Annotated in this window: 15 protein-coding genes; 4 read left to right on the top strand and 11 right to left on the bottom strand. The window is 48.3% G+C overall.

What is annotated here, in order from left to right:
• The first annotated feature begins 236 nt into the window (after window positions 1–236).
• Window positions 237–2,438: a TonB-dependent receptor gene (locus tag PRUB_RS25310; protein WP_422624875.1), complete on the top strand. Its 2,202-nt coding sequence runs from the start codon at window positions 237–239 to the stop codon at window positions 2,436–2,438.
• A gap of 130 nt (window positions 2,439–2,568) precedes the next feature.
• Window positions 2,569–2,760 carry a hypothetical protein gene (locus PRUB_RS25305; RefSeq protein ID WP_010380942.1) on the top strand — a complete coding sequence of 64 codons (192 nt, stop codon included), beginning with the start codon at window positions 2,569–2,571 and terminating at the stop codon, window positions 2,758–2,760.
• A gap of 78 nt (window positions 2,761–2,838) precedes the next feature.
• On the opposite strand, the gene PRUB_RS25300 is transcribed toward PRUB_RS25305, so the two are convergent.
• The 4 genes from PRUB_RS25300 to PRUB_RS25285 all read right to left on the bottom strand — a co-directional run bounded on the left by PRUB_RS25300 (window position 2,839) and on the right by PRUB_RS25285 (window position 7,044).
• Window positions 2,839–3,210: a DUF6559 family protein gene (locus PRUB_RS25300; protein ID WP_010380938.1), complete on the bottom strand. Its 372-nt coding sequence runs from the start codon at window positions 3,208–3,210 to the stop codon at window positions 2,839–2,841.
• Between the two features lie 113 nt (window positions 3,211–3,323).
• On the bottom strand, window positions 3,324–5,015 hold the full coding sequence (locus PRUB_RS25295; RefSeq protein ID WP_010380936.1) for a phospholipase C/P1 nuclease family protein: 1,692 nt from the start codon (window positions 5,013–5,015) through the stop codon (window positions 3,324–3,326).
• Window positions 5,016–5,346: 331 nt separating this feature from the next.
• Entirely contained in the window at window positions 5,347–6,255 is a 909-nt protein-coding gene (locus tag PRUB_RS25290; protein ID WP_010380935.1) for a phytanoyl-CoA dioxygenase family protein, read from the bottom strand.
• 96 nt (window positions 6,256–6,351) lie between these two features.
• The gene (locus tag PRUB_RS25285; RefSeq protein ID WP_010380932.1) at window positions 6,352–7,044 is read right to left on the bottom strand and encodes an aspartate/glutamate racemase family protein; all 693 of its coding nucleotides are present in this window, start codon (window positions 7,042–7,044) and stop codon (window positions 6,352–6,354) included.
• Window positions 7,045–7,284: 240 nt separating this feature from the next.
• Here PRUB_RS25285 and PRUB_RS25280 point away from each other — a divergent pair, with 240 nt between their 5' ends.
• Entirely contained in the window at window positions 7,285–8,907 is a 1,623-nt protein-coding gene (locus PRUB_RS25280) for an esterase-like activity of phytase family protein (protein ID WP_010380930.1), read from the top strand.
• Window positions 8,908–9,208: 301 nt separating this feature from the next.
• Here PRUB_RS25280 and PRUB_RS25275 read toward each other — a convergent pair whose 3' ends face one another.
• The 6 genes from PRUB_RS25275 to PRUB_RS25250 form a co-directional block, all read right to left on the bottom strand.
• Window positions 9,209–9,436, bottom strand: coding sequence for a hypothetical protein (locus PRUB_RS25275; protein WP_010380928.1), 228 nt, complete (start codon window positions 9,434–9,436; stop codon window positions 9,209–9,211).
• 88 nt (window positions 9,437–9,524) lie between these two features.
• A complete protein-coding gene (gene ltaE / locus PRUB_RS25270; protein ID WP_010380926.1) occupies window positions 9,525–10,532 on the bottom strand; it encodes a low-specificity L-threonine aldolase in 1,008 nt (335 codons plus the stop codon).
• An 85-nt stretch (window positions 10,533–10,617) separates the two neighbouring features.
• On the bottom strand, window positions 10,618–11,007 hold the full coding sequence (locus tag PRUB_RS25265; protein WP_010380923.1) for a VOC family protein: 390 nt from the start codon (window positions 11,005–11,007) through the stop codon (window positions 10,618–10,620).
• 317 nt (window positions 11,008–11,324) lie between these two features.
• Window positions 11,325–14,441, bottom strand: a complete 3,117-nt coding sequence (locus PRUB_RS25260; protein WP_010380919.1) for an efflux RND transporter permease subunit — start codon at window positions 14,439–14,441, stop codon at window positions 11,325–11,327.
• A complete protein-coding gene (locus PRUB_RS25255; RefSeq protein WP_010380916.1) occupies window positions 14,438–15,739 on the bottom strand; it encodes an efflux RND transporter periplasmic adaptor subunit in 1,302 nt (433 codons plus the stop codon). Before PRUB_RS25255 ends, PRUB_RS25260 begins: the two co-directional genes overlap by 4 nt.
• On the bottom strand, window positions 15,729–16,370 hold the full coding sequence (locus PRUB_RS25250) for a TetR/AcrR family transcriptional regulator (protein ID WP_010380914.1): 642 nt from the start codon (window positions 16,368–16,370) through the stop codon (window positions 15,729–15,731). The genes PRUB_RS25255 and PRUB_RS25250 overlap by 11 nt, the downstream gene beginning before the upstream one ends.
• 907 nt (window positions 16,371–17,277) lie before the next feature.
• Here PRUB_RS25250 and PRUB_RS25245 point away from each other — a divergent pair.
• Window positions 17,278–17,706 carry a hypothetical protein gene (locus PRUB_RS25245; RefSeq protein WP_010380912.1) on the top strand — a complete coding sequence of 143 codons (429 nt, stop codon included), beginning with the start codon at window positions 17,278–17,280 and terminating at the stop codon, window positions 17,704–17,706.
• Between the two features lie 246 nt (window positions 17,707–17,952).
• Here the strand turns inward: PRUB_RS25245 and PRUB_RS25240 are convergent, their stop codons facing one another.
• Entirely contained in the window at window positions 17,953–19,056 is a 1,104-nt protein-coding gene (locus PRUB_RS25240) for a DUF4124 domain-containing protein (protein ID WP_010380909.1), read from the bottom strand.
• Between the last annotated feature and the right edge of the window lie 11 nt (window positions 19,057–19,067).

The following is a 19,067-nucleotide window of genomic DNA, read 5'->3' as shown; positions in this document are numbered from 1 at the left end:
AAACCGGCTATTGCAAACGTTTGCATAACGTTCTATTTTAAAATGACGCCGCGTGCAACCTGAGCGCTGATAAGTTCGAAAGAGCCATTATGAGCACAACAGAGCGGCGCATAACAATAGCAATGAGCACAGCCAAAGCTGTGCAGACACAGACAACACATATGACAACCAAGGGGGCAGTTCCTGTGAACCTAGGCAACAAATACTCTTTAATCGCATCCGCGGTGGCCGCAGCCATGGCCGTATCGGGCGCTGCACAGGCTGAACAACAAGCCACTAAACAAGACAAAAAAGTAGAAACCATCATTGTATCCGGTACTCCGGGTGGCGCTGGTATTCGTAAACTAGACGCCAGTTTCGCAGTAACCAACGTAGATGCAGTCCAAATTGAGCGTTTAGCGCCAAAGAGCACCGCAGATTTGCTTAAATCTGTACCTGGTATCTGGGTAGAGAGCTCAGGCGGCGAGTCCGGTGCTAACGTTTTTGTTCGCGGTTTTCCGGGCGGTGGAGATGCACCATTCCTGACCGTTAGCCTGCAAGGTTCACCCATTTACCCTGCTCCCACTTTATCGTTCCTGGAAAACTCTTCTATTTTCCGTCTTGATGAGACCATTGCCCGTATGGAAGGCCTTCGTGGCGGTCCTAACCCGGTGGTTTCGAACGGCCAACCGGGTTTGACAACCAACTTTCATCTAAAGCGCGGCTCAGAAGAGACCGAAGGCACAGTTAAATACACCACTTCAGATTATGGCTTACAGCGCATCGATGGCGTGCTGAGCGGTGAGCTGAGCGACGACTTCTATTATATGATTGGTGGCTATGCAAAACGCTCATCCGGGATCCGCGATGCAGGCTTCACCTCTGAAAAGGGCCACCAGTTCACCATAAATCTGACCAAAGAATTTGATAACGGTGAGTTCAATGTCTATACGCGCCAAACAGACGACACTGGCGCCTGGTACCTGCCGACCCCACTTAATGTAGACGGTGTCGACGCTGGTTTTACGCAATTAGGCACCTTAAATCGTCAGGCCGTGATCCATGTTGCTGGACAGGATATGGAAATTGATTTGGGAGAAGGCCGGGGCTGGAAAGGCCATGTCTCAGGCGGTAGTCTGAAACTCGAATTACCTAACGGCTGGCAGTTAATTGACCGTTTTAGCCTGACCAACGGTGACGCAAACACCTATGGTTTGGTGCCTGATGGCACAGCAAAAACCCTGGCAAGCGTAGCTGACAATGGCATCAGTGCAACAGGCGCTGTGACAGGTACAGTTTACGACGCTGATACCATGGTACAAAACTACGGCCGTTGGGTCGTACTTAAAGAAATTGAAGCCTTTACCAATGATTTAGCCATCAGCAAAGAGTTCTCGTCGGTGAACAGCGCCTTTGGTGTTTATACAGCCACCACCTCTGCAAAAGACTGGTGGAGCCTGGGCAACTCGGCCTATCACGTGCTCGCCGCAGGCGGTGAAATGCTCACAGGTGTCGAGTGTAACAACAGCGAAGACGGCTGTGGCTTTAATTTCGACATAAACAGTACCGGCGATGCAACCACATTGGCGTTCTATACTACGCATAGCTATCGCGCCACCGACGCGCTAACGTTAGATCTCGGCCTGCGTAGTGAAAAACACGAAGTAGACTATTCAGTTGATGAAGGCCTGGATGGCATCATCGACAAGTTTGTCACCTACGACGAGCGCAAGACGTCCTGGACTCTGGGAGCTGACTTTAAACTGGATGACCAAAGCGGTGTGTTCGCACGTATGAATAAAGGCTACAAAATGCCTTATTTCGACGATTTCCGCGACAATTACGGCGCCTACCAGAAAGGCGACCGCCTGCTCAAAGAAGTCACTCAAGCTGAGATTGGCTACAAATACATGGGTGAAAGCAGCGATGTATTCGCCACGCTCTTTGCCAATGAAGTGAAAGGTGATACTTTCGTTCCTAAACCGAACGACCCCGCTGAAATCCTGACCAACGAAGCCATGGGTATCGAAGTTGATTACAACTTTAACCACAGCTCTGGCTTTAGTGTCAATATGAATGCCACGTGGCAAAAAACAGAAATCACAGAAAGCCCCGAAAACAAAGGTAAAGAAGCCCAACGTCAGCCCAGCTGGCAGGTACGGGTGACGCCGAGTTACGAATTTGAACTCGGCGATATGTTTGCGACAGTATACGGCACAATTTCAGCCGTTGACGACCGTTTTGGCAACAATGCGAACACGGTAGTACTGGATGGCTACGAGAAGTTTGATCTGGGCTTTACCCTGGAGCCAACTGAGCAGGTGAAGCTAATGGTATCTGTGGATAACCTCACTGATGAGCAAGGCATTACCGAAGGTGATCCGCGTAATCCAGACGCGCCAAACGGACGCTACATTATGCCACGCAGCGTCAAGTTCAGTGTAAGCTACAGTTTCTAACTCCACTCCCTGAAAATAAGACAGCCCGGGCACTTTGCTTGGGCTTTTTCATTTTTATCACTAAACTCATTAATACAACAATATGATGATGACTCTTTGCGCCGTTTCACTAACAAATGGGGGAAATATCATGAATATTGAAGACGTCCGTGACGGAGAGTGGGTGGAGTATCACAAGCACCCGGTCGAAGTACTGAGTGTAGACAGGCAGCACAACATGGTATTGATTTACGATGCGCGCTCGCAAAGCAAAGTTGAAGTTCACATTGATGAGCTAAAAGACGACCCGCAGTGTCACTGCGACTCATATTTGTATTTTTAATTAACAGTATCCAGAGTGAGGCCTGCCATACACAGTCTTTGGCAGAGCCTGTTTTCTCGAATCAATGAGAACAGATAGCTAACCACAGCCACCATCTCCGCCACCGCCCTCTGCGCCGACACTAAAACCACTATCACTGTATGTGCTGCCAGCATATACAAGCAATGACTCAAAATTAAACCTAGGCCAGTCGTGAAAACAATGCCTGCCCACATCCGCTCGCAATTCAGCATAGCTCAGACCAGTCTGGAGTGCGTCAAAATCAGTCTGAGAACAAAACATTGCATACGCATAGGCCTGATTATGGTCGTGGCTAAAGACCTGACTAAAGATTTCTGAGACTTGCTCAACAGAGTAGTATTCTTGTCTGGTGAAGGACTCAACCAGTCGCAAAGGCAGCTGGCGTGCAATGGACTTAACCGAATTCTTCTTTTGCCAAAATGAAAACATCTGTGTACTCCTTATGATGTTCCTATTATGGACAGAGTATCAGAGAAATAGCAAAGAGTCGCCTTTATGGTGCCTGCTTACCAGGCACCATAAACGTCACAAGCCTGTATTACCTAGCGATATTCAATCGTCCACTTCGCGTTATTGTTGTTGGCTTTGCCATAACGGTTCAGGTGTAACTGTTGTGAGCTGGTGTCAAGCCAGACATACTGATCCCAGCGCGTGTTCTTGAGATTCCACACACCGCCTTGGTCTATCAGCGAGAACCCTGAATCCTGGGCAGAATCCCACAATTTTACGTAACCACTAAAGGAAGCACTGTAACTGAGGAACAGTTCAGCATTATATCGGCTACGAAAATACACTTGCTGGTCTTTACCTGTTACACCCACAAATGCCAAAGGGTGTGCACCGCTGGCTTTGAGCCTTGCGTTATTTTCTAACCCTGACTCACTCGATACAGCAAGGCCAGTTTCGGCGCTTTTCAGGATCATCGCCTGGCCGGCATCTGCTGGTAAATCTGGCGCTGTCCAACCATCTGGAGCCGTTTTCCAAAATGGCGACTTCCATTTCCAGTTGTATGGCATATCCATCAGCGGATCGTTAAGGTCTTCGTAACCTTCGACTGCCTCCACATTGTACAGACACTGGCGACGCTCTTCGTCTAACTGGGCAACACGCTCAAGCTGACTAACCGTACCAACATTCAGCTCGGCCATACATTGCTCCAGGCTCTTGCCCTTACCAGATTCACCAGGTGCCAGCACATACGTGTGATCACGGCGGCTTTCATCGTCATACCATTGACGCATGGCCGTTTCATCGAAAGATAGCCAGGCGTTAACCAGCATTTGTGCCTGTGCTCGTGCATAGCTTTCTCTTTGCTCAACCGGGGTCGCCATAGTGCGAATAAACGCAGCCCACAGATCTTTACTGGCTTCCAGGGCCACCAGCGCAACCGGCTTCATATTGCTTGGGCGATATCCCTCCCAGCTGCCATCTGTGCGCGTACCCGGATGCCAAATCACGTCGCCACTTTCATAGCTAATTGCATCGCCAGTCGCATGGGTGTGCTGCTCCGCGCCTTCAGAGCATAAATAAGCCTTTACCTGCCAGACTGTTTCATAGTTATCTTCAGGCAACCGTACGGTGTGCTCCGGACTGAATGAGTCCTGGAACAGATGTACTGCACGGCCAAACAAGAAATAGTTATGGTCTACGGTGACAGCACTGGCGTACCCGCCACCATCCCACACTTTGATCTGCTTACTTTGTGCCATTGCAGCATTAACAAAATGATCAATAAAACGTGCCTGTCCACGCTTAGCCGCATCGACGCCACCCTCGCCTCCTACATCATCATAACGACGCATAAAGTGATCCTGCTGTAAGTCGGCAGGCTCCTGAGCCACGGCATTAAAACAATTTGGGCCGGTTGGATCTATGCTGGCATTAGTGACGTTAAAACCGGCGATATCAACCCAGCGCTCACCGACAATGGCTGCGAAAATTGCATCATATTCGGAATAGTAGGTGTTGTCATTGCGACGGTTGGCGAGAATTTTAGCAACTTCCGTTTGGGCAATATTCAATTCCGTTGATTTCGCGAGGCCCTGACCCCAGCTCAGACGAGGATCATTCGCATCTTCTACCTTAGTGTCTTGTGACAACAGCTCAAGGGCCGAGGTTCTGGTGAGCCATTCGTGACCAATGGGCATAACACCACTGCCGCCTAACTGGGTAAATGCGCTGACTTGAGTATTTGCTGCCATTGCAACAACACAGGCAAGATGTTTTAACTTCATAATTACTCCTTAACTAATTTTGCCCCAGCATTGTCACATAACTGAAATATGAAATCTTTAATAAAAGCATAAAAAATTCATAAAAATTAAGTGATTTAGAATGTTAAATGAGCAACCTTAGTTTAATTAGTATATAAATCCGACAGGCGGCGGTTTGATAAGCACCTAAAGCTTAAAATTTATAAACCAGGTAGATACCACTTTGCCGGAAGTTGCAAAGTTCAGCGGTTTACTGTCGGGGAGAGTAGTAAAAGAGGTAAAAACAACACAATGAAAGGGAAACACGGTTCCCTTTCCACCTGACTCAATGGGCAGTTTCAGTTATGTTGTGTCAGCGTAAATCCGCCGGTGTCGGGTAATCCGGGTGTTCAACATTACGATGCGACCAGACAGCGGGGATGGGTGATTCGCGCTTCTCTTCAATCATAGTGACCAAAGTTGGCAAGTCATGCTCCGGTTCACCATAATACTCCAGCCAGCCCGCGGGCACGTCCTGAGGATCTGCAGCCTTAATCACATGGGCCATCCATTGTTTTCTGAGTTCGGCCCATTGCGCTGTTTGCATAGCACTTTCGGCTATACCCTCAACCGGCCGCAGTTCAATGTAAATTGTGCGACGCGGGCCTTCACTTCTTTTTGGCTCAGAGCTGTGCAGTATCATCATATCCTGCACCAAAATATCACCCGCTTTGGCTGGTTGCTGCACAACACCCGGAATATCCCAGCCGTACTGGCTGGATAGCTCATAAATATCTAAAACCTCATGCTGAGTATCCGGCACATACCTTAAGCAACCATCGTCCAGATCGGCATCGTCCAGATACACTCCAACATTTAAATAGGGGTAGTTGCGCGGATGTGGCGCACCATGATGCCAGGCAATATGGGGATGTGGATGCGGATACTTGTACACCAAATCAAGCTGCATAGGCACACAGCCTAACCCCACCATCTGTTCGCAGATGGCCATCATGGTCGGGCTGGCCAGCAGTGCCAATACCAGCTCAGGGTCATCAAACAGCAGATCATTGTAGCGAAACAGCTTTGGTTCGTCAGACTCCGTCGACAAAAAATACTGATTGCGCAGCGCACCGTTTGCCAGATCCGCCTTTGCCGAGTCTTCTAACCTGACCGATAAGTCTCTCAGGCGCGCTAACAAATCTTGCGACAATGCCTGTTCAAAGCGCACAAACCCATTTTGCTCATAAAAGCTCAGCTTTTCCTTTTTTATTGATACCATAACCAAACTCTTTCTTTATTAATAACCAATAAGTTAGATTGGCTCAATATAATAAAAATAGCAATTACGCGTTGTTACGCAACAGGGCCTGTACCGCTATTTTAACGACGCTTCCAAAGCGGATTGTACGTGGATGCGAGTCGTATCATAAACCGGTATGTCCGTATCTGAGTCACGAATGAGTAAGGCTATTTCGGTGCACCCCAGAATCACTGCCTCGGCCCCAGACTCCTGCAATGAAGCAATGATCCGTAAATAATCTTCACGAGATTTATCCAGTACTTTACCCAGACATAACTCCTGATAAATCACGTCATGCACCTTTTGCTGATCAGACTCGTTGGGTAAGCACACTTCAAGGCCAAATTTTTCCTCCAGACGGGTTCGATAAAAGGCTTCCTGCATCGTAAAGCGTGTCCCGAGCAGCCCCACTTTTTTGACCTTGTCCCGCACCAGCACCTGACCAGTCGCATCCGCAATGTGCAAAAGTGGAATACTGATGGCCTGTTGTACTTCATCTGCTACTTTATGCATGGTATTGGTGCAGATCAGCACAAACTCCGCGCCCGCCGCTTCAACAGATTGCGCTGCACTTGCCAGCAAGTCGGCAGCAGCTTGCCAGTCGCCTCTGTGCTGCTGCGCCTCAACCTCTGCAAAATCAACACTAACCAAAACAATTTTCGCAGAGTGCAATCCTCCCAGCTGAGCTTTGACTCCTTCATTCAGTAAGGAATAATAACTTACAGTTGACTCCCAACTCATGCCACCGATCAGGCCGATTGTCTTCATTTTTTCTGTCCTGCTGTTCTCATACTTGTTACCTCAGACTCTCACAAGTAGCGGATAAATTGCAGCTTTTTTATTACCTAAATCAGCATATTCAAACAGGCGACAACAACCAACGGACAGTGTCATCATTTCGTTATTGTACCCGTTTAGATTAGTCCTCGCAGTTTTCATGCTTAACCAGCCAGAACCCGCTGGCCTTCCCCGCGTGCTCTGGCCACAATAATTAGAAAGGATCGAACAATGAAATGTGGTACTAAAAGTCTGCTGGCATTATCTGTGATATTCGCTCTGACAGCCTGTGATGGCGATGACGGGAAAGACGGACAGGCAGGGACCAATGGCACAGACGGCCTAAATGGCAGCACCGGACAAACAGGTAGCAAAGGAGCAGATGGTGCTAATGGGCTGACCAGTCTGGTGAACCAGGCAAACTTATCTATGGGCAATGAACACTGCTATTTTGGCGGCGTTGCGCTGCAATCAGGTATCGATAAGGACAATAATGGCGCGCTGAGCGAGTCTGAGATCAGCCAGACCAACTACGTATGCCAACCCTCTCCTGTGACAAGTCAGGGGTCACCACTGCCCTATACAGCAATGCGCAGCGACCTGCAAAATGGTGATATTGCAGGCAGCATCTTTGAAGTACGCAACGGCGGCTATGGGTCTGACATGGTTGCTCACCCCACCAATAATACGCAATTCTATGCACTCACCGATCGTGGCCCCAATGCCACATACACAGGCGACTACGGCAAAGGTAAAAAGTTTCCGACTCCAGACTACACGCCTCGTATCGGCTTATTTGAGCTACAAAACAATGGCCAGATAGTGAGACTAAAAGAGATCCTGCTCAAACGTCCAGATGGCACGCCAATCACAGGCCTGCCAAACAGCTCAGATCTCGGCGGTACTGGTGAAACCCCTTACGATGCAGAAGGTGCCCCCATTTTGGTTGATAACTCACAACCTTATGATGCACAAAACAACCCGCTCAAACTCGACGACTATGGGCTGGATGGCGAAGGTCTGGTCGCCTTAAAGGATGGTAGTTTCTGGATCAGTGATGAATATGGCCCACATATCGTCCATTACGATGCCAACGGTGTTGAACTATCTCGTATTAATGCATTTGCAGAAGATGACCGCGTAGCGCTGCACCTGCCTGCTGAGTTTGCCAATCGCCGTGCAAACCGGGGCATGGAAGGTCTGGCCATTACACCTGACGAAAAAACCCTGGTCGGTGTGATGCAATCGACTTTATATAATCCGTCAAAAGCCGTGAAAGACCTGGATATTGTTCGTATTGTGACGATTAACCTGGAAACCAAAGCGGTAGGACAATACCTATATAAGCAGGAAAAGAATCAAAACTCAAATTCAGGGATCGTCGCCCTGTCAGCGACGGAGTTTCTGGTCATTGAGCGTGATGGCGCATTTTACAACACAACGCCAGACGCGATGAAGCGCATTTATAAAATCAACCTGAGCGATGCCACTAACCTGGAAGAGGTCGTCTCCTCACCACAAATGGTGCAGGATGAACAGCTCGGGTTAGTGATGAACGGCAAGACACTGGAAGAAGTGGTCATGGAACAAGGCTGGGACGCTTTAAACGACGCTGGGATCGTGCCCGTGAGCAAATCTCTGGTGCTCGATCTGGTTGAGCAGGTTAGCTATCCGCACGATAAGCTTGAAGGTATGTGGTTAATTGATCACACAAGACTGGGCGTACTGAACGATGATGATTTTGCCACCTGGTCCACCAATGGCATGCTTGAGCAGAAATATCTGGATGCAGGCAAAACACAAGTAGACAGTAATCGGCTGTATTTATTCGAAAACCTGATCCTGACTAACTAACTTTATACCAGGGTTAAATCACCGCAATCGGGTTAAAAGCCAGGGGTCTCCTGGCTTTTTATTGTTACGGCTTGACCCAGTCAGGTGCCTGGGTCGGAGCAGTTTACAAACTCACAGACATAGCACTGACCATGGATCGAACAACAATAATAAACCGCCGCAGTACAATGCGGTTGCATAGTTGGGCCAGACAAAAACACCAAACCAGTCGGATAGTAGTCCGCTACTTTTGGTGTCATATTGTTTGGCAACGACTTGTTGTCAGCTTCAGGGCTAATTGTCCTTATCCTGCGAACTGAGTTTATGCCGGAACCCGACAGTTACGATCTCCATACGCGGTATAGCACTCACCGTTAGTTGGACAGCCTTTTTGTATGTCGGTATTACAAGCTGGGTCTATAGTGGGAAAGCATAGGATAGGATGGTTCGTATACGCACCACCCGCAACCTGAGGTGTCATTGCACCTGGCAAGACCTTACTGTCAGCCGTCAGGCCTTTAAGCTTTTTCTTGTTAAGTGTCAGTTTCATTGTAATGTTCCTTATATAAAAACTTATTGTTAACACAGTTATAATAACTGGTCAACAAAACACTATACAATAACCCAGTGCCTGAAGGCTATTGTGCTTTGAGCGCTTCAATTAGGGTATCTATGTCTGCACGACTAACACCCAGATGAGTGACCAGTCTCATACCCTGATAGCCAGGTGTGATCTGGATCCCCTGTTCGAGTAAGTTCTTGGCCACCCGCTGCATATCGACTTCTTGGCCAACATCCACATACACCAGGTTAGTTTGAACCGGGTAAGCAGACGCATCAAATCCGTTCACTTCGTTGAGCCGCTGTGCCAGATAGCGCGCATTGTCATGATCTTCACGCAAGCGCTCGACGTTGTTTTCCAATGCATACTGGCCCGCAGCCGCCAGAATACCTGCCTGACGCATGCCACCACCGAGCATTTTTCTCAGCCGTCTTGCCTTGCTAATCAGTGTCTTGCTACCCAATAGCAAGGAACCAATGGGGGCGCCCAAGCCTTTAGATAAGCAAATCGTCATCGAATCAAAATGCGCTGCAATAGCCCGAATGTCGACTTCCAGTGCCACTGCCGCGTTATAGACCCGGGCACCATCAAGATGCAGCTGCAAACTGTGCTGATCGCAAAATGCGCGTGCCTGAGCCAAATAGTCCAAACTTAACACTTTGCCACCAATGGTGTTTTCCAGGCTCAACAACCGAGTGCGAGCAAAGTGAAAGTCATCGGGCTTGATATAAGTGGCCAGCTTTTGCAAATCCAGACTGCCGTCGGGTTCATTCTCTACCGGCTGCGGCTGAACCGAGCCCAGGACTGCCGCACCACCGGCCTCATACCGATAGTTATGTGCATTTTGCCCGCATAAATACTCATCTCCACGCTCGCAATGCGCCAGTATCGCCAGTAAATTAGCTTGAGTGCCTGAGCTGACAAACACCGCCGCCTCAAACCCATGACGCTGCGCCGCAAACTGCTCCAAATGGTTAACCGTAGGGTCATCCCCGTAGACATCATCGCCTACTTCTGCCTCAACCATAGCCTGAAGCATGGATTTACACGGTTTGGTAACGGTATCGGATCTGAAATCTATCATTGTTGTTCTTCCTGTTTACGGCGATATTGAACCGCCAGTAGAAAACATTTTTTGCTTTTACACAAGCAAGATACGGCGACTTGTGTTACTCACCTGCATAACGCTTTTCTACCCGCCAGGGCGGGTTAAGGCGATTCTCACCGGCCCAGTATAACTTGATTTTGTTACCGGACGGATCGGCCACCACGGCCTCTCGCCACAGGTAAGGTTCGTCAGTTGGCGCTTGTAATAAACGGATGCCGCGCGATTCTATCATCGCAATCCAGTCCTCCAGCGCTTCATGCTCAAAATAAATCGTCGTGTTGTGAAGAATATCGTCCTCACACAGAGACAGTGAAAAAGTCGCCTCTCCTTGCGGGCAAACAAAACGTGCATAGTGGGGCGTATCGACTATTTGGGTAAAGCCCAGTTTAAGATAAAACTCGACGGCCTGCTCCATATTATGGACGCTCATCGTTACCTGATTTAAATTCATGTTCTCTCCTTTTTGGTCGTTACAACGCGATATCGCGCTGAGTGAAAACCGAAGATAAAACCTCAATATAACTTTAGGTCAACACTTTGATATAAACTTTTGAATGAAGGCATTACCTGACCAGCGCCATGCCGAAAGATGAGCTTCTTTTCACCCCGGCCACCGATCCCGTATCGCGCATTGAATGGCGGAGTTAGAGAGCTACCTGTATTAAAGATGCGGAATGAAAAGATGGCTGATAGGTTCTGCTTATCAGCCATATAAAGGAGTTCTATTGCCGTGTACCCCAAAACACAGCTTCAGGGCGTCTGGTCGGTCTAAGTCTTGGCCTGTAACTCATTCAGATGATGTTGAGCCGCCAAACCTCTGTCTTCGAGGATCACATACAGACACGGCAAGATAAACAGCACCAGAAAAGATGACGCTGCAATACCAAACAGCAAACTCACCACCAGAGGCTGTAAGATCTGTGCCTGCAAACTGGTTTCAAGCAGTAGTGGCAACATACCCGCAACGGTCGTCGCTGTGGTAATAAACACCGCCCTAAAACGTTCCCGCGCCGCCTGCACCGCAGCCTGGTGCGCATCCAGTCCTTGTTTTTGGTGTTCCTTGATATAAGTCACCAGCAAGATGGAATCATTAACCACGATCCCTGCCAGCGAGACAAACCCCATCATGCTTGGAATGGTAAAGTCATATCCCAGCAATACATGTCCCCAGAGTGCCCCAATCAACGCCAGTGGTATAGCCAGCATAACCATCACAGGCTCCATGTAACTTCTGAACTGAAAACTCAGAATAATAAAGACCCCCACCAGCCCCATTAGAAACTTTTTACCAATTGACGCCCCTGTGCTGCCGCCCTCTTTCACTTCGCCTTCGTAACTCACAGATAGTGAAGGGTACTCAATCAGCAACGGGGCAACCACAGCTTTGTCGACCGCCGCAATGATCTCTCCGGTATTGGCAATCGCAGCATCCACATCGCCAATAATGGTGACTGATCGCTGACCATCGACCCGGTTAATGCGGGCATAGCCTCGCGCCGGAATAAGCTCCGCGACGGCTGATAATGGCAGTTGTCTGCCATCAGCGAGGGTGATGGGGTAATTCTGTAACTGCCACCAGGATGATTTATCTTCTTTTCTGAGTCTTACGTCCAGTTCTATGGTTTCATCACCGCGCTGAAACTCATCCGCTTTTTGACCAAAAAAAGCGGTTCTTAATTGATTGGCTATGGTTGCGCCATCTACGCCCAGCGACATTGCTCCGGGTAGCAGACGCACCAGCCATTCCTCTTTACCCGGACGCAGATCATCCATCAGGTTCTGTACACCGTCATATTCGGCCAGTGCCTGCTGAATAGCGAACGACGCGCTCGATAACATGGCCAGATCATTGCCGTACAGACGAATTTCAATGGCTCGACCGGCAGGACCCACAGCTGGTTGCTTAAATGCCAGTGCCAACGCGCCGGGGATCTCGCCAACCGCATTGCGCCAGCGGTCCTGTAACTCAAGCAGGCTGGTATTACGGGTTTCGGCCGTAAGCAAATCAGCTCGCACGGTGGCAACATGTGTTCCCTCTTCACCGGCATCCTGGTTGCTGTTGTATTCAACTATGACGTTTTGAACCAGCGCCTGTTGTTGTGGCTGTGCAGGTGTAAACTCCTGGTTTAATTCGTTCAGTTCATGCACTGCACGGGTAACCAGCTGCTCTGTTTCATACAATGGAGTGCCCTGCGGCATCAGCAGCCGCATTTCAAGAATATCTCCTTCCAATTCAGGAAATGCCTTAAACTTCAGAAAACCACCGGCCATCAATGAGATGCTCAGGAAAAACACGGCCAGCACCGCTCCGACTGTGGCATAGCGATAAGTGACGGCCCGCTCAACCCATTCAACCAGCACCTCAGTGCGAAAACGTTCAAACCTCTGGTTAAAGCGCACTTTGAAGCCAGAGGCCATTTCCTCCTGCTTGTTGTGCAGAGAATGTAACAGGTGATTAGGCAGAATAAGGAAAGCTTCGACCAGACTCACAACCAATACAGCCAGTAACATCTGTGGGAACACTTTCATGATTTGGCCAATATCACCCGCAATAAATGCCAGGCCGACGAACACCGAGGCCGTAGTTAAAAAGGAAGACAAAACACCCGGCGCAACCTGCTTAACACCTTTAATAACCCCCTCATCAATGTCTTCCCCTCGTTCAACATGACTGGCAATGCTCTCAGCAATCACGATCGCATCATCCATCAATATCCCGATGGCCATCAACATACCAACCATAGAGATCATATTGATGCTGACGCCGAGCACTGTCATCAGCCAAAATGCACCAAGAAAAGAAATAGGCAGTCCCATCGATACCCAGAATGAATAACGCCAGGTAAAGAACAGCCACATTACGGCGAACACCAGCAAAAAGCCCTGCCATGAGTTGGTGCTGAGCATAGTCAAACGATCAGAGACAATTTTGGCCTGATCTGAGGTCAGTGCCATCTCAATCCCGGCAGGAATTTGCTGCCGTTCCCGCTCAACAAACTGATAAACCTGCTCCACCAAATCGAGCGCATCCTGCGCTTTGGTTTTCTTGATTTTAAGCAACGCTGCGGGTTTGCCATTAAACTCAACTTTCGCCTCGTCCAGTTCAAAACGCTCTATCACTTGTCCAAGGTCTTTAAGCTTAAGCTGACCGCCCGACTGAGTACTGGCTATCACCAATTCACCTAACTCTTTGGCGGTCACGCCTTGCTGGTCAAAGCGAATTTGCAGCGTTTTGCCTTTGGTCTCTAAATTACCAGCGGGCAGTTTGATATTTTGTCGCTCTATATGACTAACCACATCGTTTATCGACAACCCATACTGGCGCAACAGTGACAAAGACAGTTCAACTCTCAGCTGACGATCTGAAAAGCCATGGATCTCAACCAAAGAAATATCTGGCAATCGCTGGAGTTTGCGCTTTACCGACTCAGCGTAATCTTTGAGCTCTGCTGCCGGCAGGTCCGCACTGATGGCTAAGGTAATGAGCGACTCAGTCCGGCCAAGTTCTTTGATAACCGGGCTTTCGGCCTTATCCGGAAAGGTATCTATGGCATCGACCTCGGTTTTTACATCCGACATCAGCCGGGTAATATCACCGCCTTCTTGTATTTCGACAACCATTTTGGCCATGCTTTCGCGCGCTTCACAGCTGATCTGTTCTATATCGCTCAGTCCATCCATGGCCTCTTCCAGCGGCACACACAAAGCGAGCTCAGACTCTTCCGGGTTAGCACCCGGGTACGGCACGCTGACCTGAATCTGGCTGGGCGCTATTTCGGGAAAGGTTTCTCGCTTTAGCTGCGGGAGTGCACTCAGCCCAAGCACTATGATGGCCAGCATCAACAGATTGGCCGCGGTCGGGTGACGGGCAAAATAAGCAATCATAATGCCTGCTCCTGGGTACGCAGCGCACGGCCAGGCACTGCCGGGATCACATCACTCAGCACCACCACATCACCTTCACTGACACCGCTTCTGATCACGGTACGGCCATTGGATTCAAATGCCACTTCGACGTTGCGGATCACCAACTTTCCGTCTTCAAGCAAATAGAGCCTGTCGCCATGTAATGCCTCGGATGGCACCGATAACAAAGGCCGTGGAGCACCTTTTACTTTTACCTGTACGTACATATCACTGATCAAAGGTGGGCGCTTTCCGGGTTCGAACGCTTTGTAATCGAATGCCACATCAACTATCAAGGTGACAGTGTTGCCCTCTGGGTCGATACTTTCACCGACACTGGTCAACTTGCCCTGCCAGCTAAACTGCTTATTACCTATATATAAGCTGGCCTCAGCGTTCAGGTCCCAGGTTTGTACATCCGGGAATTCTCCCTGGATCAGCTTAGGCGCAATATACTGTCCAAAATAACGCATGTCGCTCAACGCAACCTGTACAGGGATCTCCATTAAGTCAGTCCGATGCGCTGTCACCAGACTCTCACGTTCTGCAACGACCTGTTGCATCTCAACGCTCACGGCTGCTATTTGGGCATCAAACGGCAAAGTGATGGTGGTTTTTGCCAGTTTACGCTCAGCCTCACTTAACCTGGCCTGCGCCAGTTTTACTTTGGCTTCTGCTACCGCCATGTTGTCAGGGTGTTGATCTACAGCATTACGAACATCCAGCACTTTTTGTTCCTGAGCCCAGACATTCGCCTGCTCGGCATCCACTGTAGAAGCAGACACTGAACCAGATTTAAGCAAACCTTGCTTACGCTTGAGCTCTTTTTGCAACACACTCAGGCGCTGCTCTTCCAAGCGTAAAGATAAAGACAGTTTTTCGTCATTAAGCTGAGTACGGGATAATTCCGCTTTAGCAGAATTGAGATCTGAACGGGCTTGTGCCAACTTAAGTTCATAATCAATGGGGTCGATTTTGAGTAACACAGTGCCAGCATTAAGGGCTTTACCCTTTTCAAGATTGGGGTGGCGATAAATAACCCGGCCAGTCACTTCTGACAGCGCCTGCCAACGCTCCTTAGGCCGTGCGCGCCCAAAGCCCGTCACATAGGGTTCGATAAGGGTTTTCCTAACCTCTACCGTTTCGACCAATAAGGCAGTTGCACCTTTGTTGTGCTTTTGCGGCGGCTTTTTCCCCGAAGCCAGGGCAATTAAAATCGCAATACCTAACAAAGGTAATACAAGCAACCAGCGTTTTTGTAGCCAATTAATTTTCATTTTTATCTCGCTCTTTGAAACAGCCATACTTGAACATATTGGCGTTATGGGTTGCCATCTTTGACAGCTGCTCATCGTTAAACTCTATGCCCATCTGAGTCGCCATACTCTCTCGCATATACCAGGGAAATATCATCAAACCCATCAGGTTCAACATCAGCAACCGCTCATCCAGCTCTTCTTTGATCAGCCCTTGCTGCTTAAGCTGGCTCAACATATTGAAGAAAAGTGGCTTTCGGGTATTCTCGATTCTCTCTATCAAATAATCTCGGCAGATCCCTTGTTCAAGCACAATTTCTTTAAACATCAGAATTGGAAACGCCGGCGACTGTTTGATAACGCCATAGAAAATATGAAAGATATCTTCCAGATCAAACGCCTCACCATTACCTAGTGCTTTTTCAATACCTGACATCACCTCGCCAGTGACCTCCATAAACATCGCCTTGTACAGGCCTTCTTTATTTTCGAAGTAATAGCGGATCAGCGCCGCGTCCACACCGGCCTCTTGTGCCAGCATACGCGTGGTTACCTGCGAATAAGGTGCAGTGGTAAAACAGCGCCTGGCAGCCAGCACCAGACGTGCTCTGCCATCTTCATCGTTTTTATCGGGACGACCTCGGGTTTTCATATTGCTCCTGTCTGCGCCTGCTCATATCCCAAAAGCGAAACATGAAGGAGGCGATTAATTCAACACCTGATGAATAAACCAATTCTAGGGCACTGATAATTTTTGACCACAGAAACAATTCTCCAAATCACGCTGCTTTGATGAATAGTAAACAAAGTGAGGTACGCGGTCTTTGCTCCAGCCTCTTCAACACTGTGGTGTTTTACAATCAAACAACGCTAACCCACGTAATTCATTCGTTTTATGTTTCAGCAAAACTAAATCCTTTCGTCACCGATCCCTCCGAGCCGGGAACGACTCAAACACCAATCAGTTGTCTAAGTACCGTAACTAAAAAAATACATACCATTAATGTCGTAAGTGAGTAGATCACGTGTCGAGCACGGGATGACGGAGAAAAGGGTATAGCCAATGGTAGGAATGAGAGATAGAGTACAGGCTACAAGTTTCAAGTGTGCAGTTACACCAACGTATAAAGTGCCATAAGGCGCTGAAGCCATAATGGAGTCCATAATATATACAACAGCTTGCATAAAGAAGTCCTTTCCTTCGTCTGTCTGTAAAACTCTAGCATAGTAAAAAACACTGCCGCTTTTTCAGAGCGCCTAAATGTCAAGTTCAGACCTCAGGCTCACTCTTTAACAACGCTGTTCAACTGACCAGAAATCCACCAAGAGAAAATAAACAATTTGATAACCTGGATTACGCACTTCTCTACCCCACCCAAATGGGTAGTAATTTTACCGTTAATTAAGTTAAAAATAATGAACACATTAATATTTAACTGCGCTATTATTTAACATGATAACAACAGGTGCATGCACTTACCTGAATGAAGGTAAGACCAAAGGAAGTTGCAGCTTGTACAGATAACTTATTGAATAATAACACTTGAAGGAGCCAAGACATGTTTGAACAATTTAAGTCGTGGGCTACGTCTGCTCATAAATCCGGCACGGATATGTTTACTTCAAACTTAGTCCCATTGAGCGACGTAACAATTAAAACCGTGTTTAATCAGGGTGTTCATGATATTGCCAAGTACTCTCGCAATGGTCGCTCAGTATATATCAAGCATGTTTATCTCAATCGTCTCAACGAAACGGTAAAGCCAAACATCAGCGCCAGCGACATCGACTTCTTCCGTTCATTGGACCAAATATTTCAATATTGCTATGTACTGGTTTATGTCAAATGCAGTCGTTCCAGTAAATACGATAGTGCCTTTTTTCTGGATGATTATGAAGCCATTAAAGGGATCAGCAAAAGTGAAGCCATGCAGCGCCAGACAGACCTGACTTCCATCGCACGGATAATTAGAAGTGAGTTGCTCTGACGTACAGCCTGAGTGTTACAAGCTACAAGGTCTGCCACAGTTTTAAGCGTCCGTTGTTTAGCTGAAATAACAACCAGTGTGCTTGTTTACATCATTAATCCGATCCTTGTCATGGACCACAGAGTATCCCTCTAACCTATTCCTGACTCTCAACATGACGCTTCACGATACGTGATGAAGTGTTTTTGAAACCATCAACAGTCATTAGCACAAGACTCCCTCACCACACTCTTTCAAGCTATGGCACTAAAAGCGGTGTACGGTTAACTTTTGCTGCGTTACCTCAGCATAACTGTTAGCAAACTGGCCTTCGCGGGTTTCAAAGATAAACTGGATCTGAGTAAAACTAAGCAGATCGCAAGGGTCTTCCTGCTCAAGACGCATATAATGTTTGAGCTGTGAGCGACCGCGCTGTGAACTCATCAGATAATAAACAAACGCCCAGCTACTTCTGTACATCATGCTCTGCGCTTTGCCTTGCCATGAACCAGCAGCTTCAAACAGGCTATTCGGATGGAGCAGGCCTCCCACCAAATAATCATTACGAACCCAGGCTCCGTTAGGCTTTAACTGGCTAAGATTCATAGACGTTTCGATATATTCAAAATATTCAGCGGTGCCTTCGTTAAACCAGCGCGGTGTGTTGCCAAGCACAGCCTGATTAATAGCATGAACCGCTTCATGAATGGCTGTGCGCATAGCTTGTGCTTCACTACGAAATTCGACCACGGCAATGTTATGGGCGGTTTTGTAAATGCCCTGATTACCTGCCGCACTGGAGCCCAGAACATCCAGCATTTTTTTATAAGCGCGGCGATTATTGGCAATCACAATACGCAGCTTCACCTTACGCATTGCCTCCAGGCCAATGATCCCAGTGTAAGTGCGAAAGACGGCATTCAATCTGGCTTCCAGGCGGTTTCGAAACGCCTGCCCCAGGACACCATAATCCAGTTCCAGATCAAAATAATCCAGTGCATGGTTCGATTTAAACTGGTATTCACTTGCTCCCTGTTGCGCGGGCCTGTCACTAAAGTGCGTAATACCTCTGTCATCCTGCCAGGTATAAATGCCATCTGCACTTTGTATCTTCACTCTACCCAGCGAAGCGCTGTTACAACGATACTGGGTTGGCGCACCACATGTGCTGTGTTCCATCTCAAGGTTAACGGCCTGCTCTGATTCAGGGCCTGCGCTTTGTAACCTGGCCGTATTGCGTTGCTCCTGCTCGGTGACATCCGGTACAACGTACCTTTCAAGCCCCAATCGGTCAGCAATCGTTTCCCGATTAAGATAAAGAGCCAGTAAAACAAGCGCTGAAAGTATCAGGTTCGATGTCCAGTCTCTCATTGTTCGCCTCC

Origin of the sequence: Pseudoalteromonas rubra (assembly GCF_000238295.3) — a bacterium.
GTDB classification, from domain to species: domain Bacteria; phylum Pseudomonadota; class Gammaproteobacteria; order Enterobacterales; family Alteromonadaceae; genus Pseudoalteromonas; species Pseudoalteromonas rubra.
The sequence above is the reverse complement of the archived record's forward strand: the minus strand, read 5'-3'. Positions and strand labels throughout refer to the sequence as shown.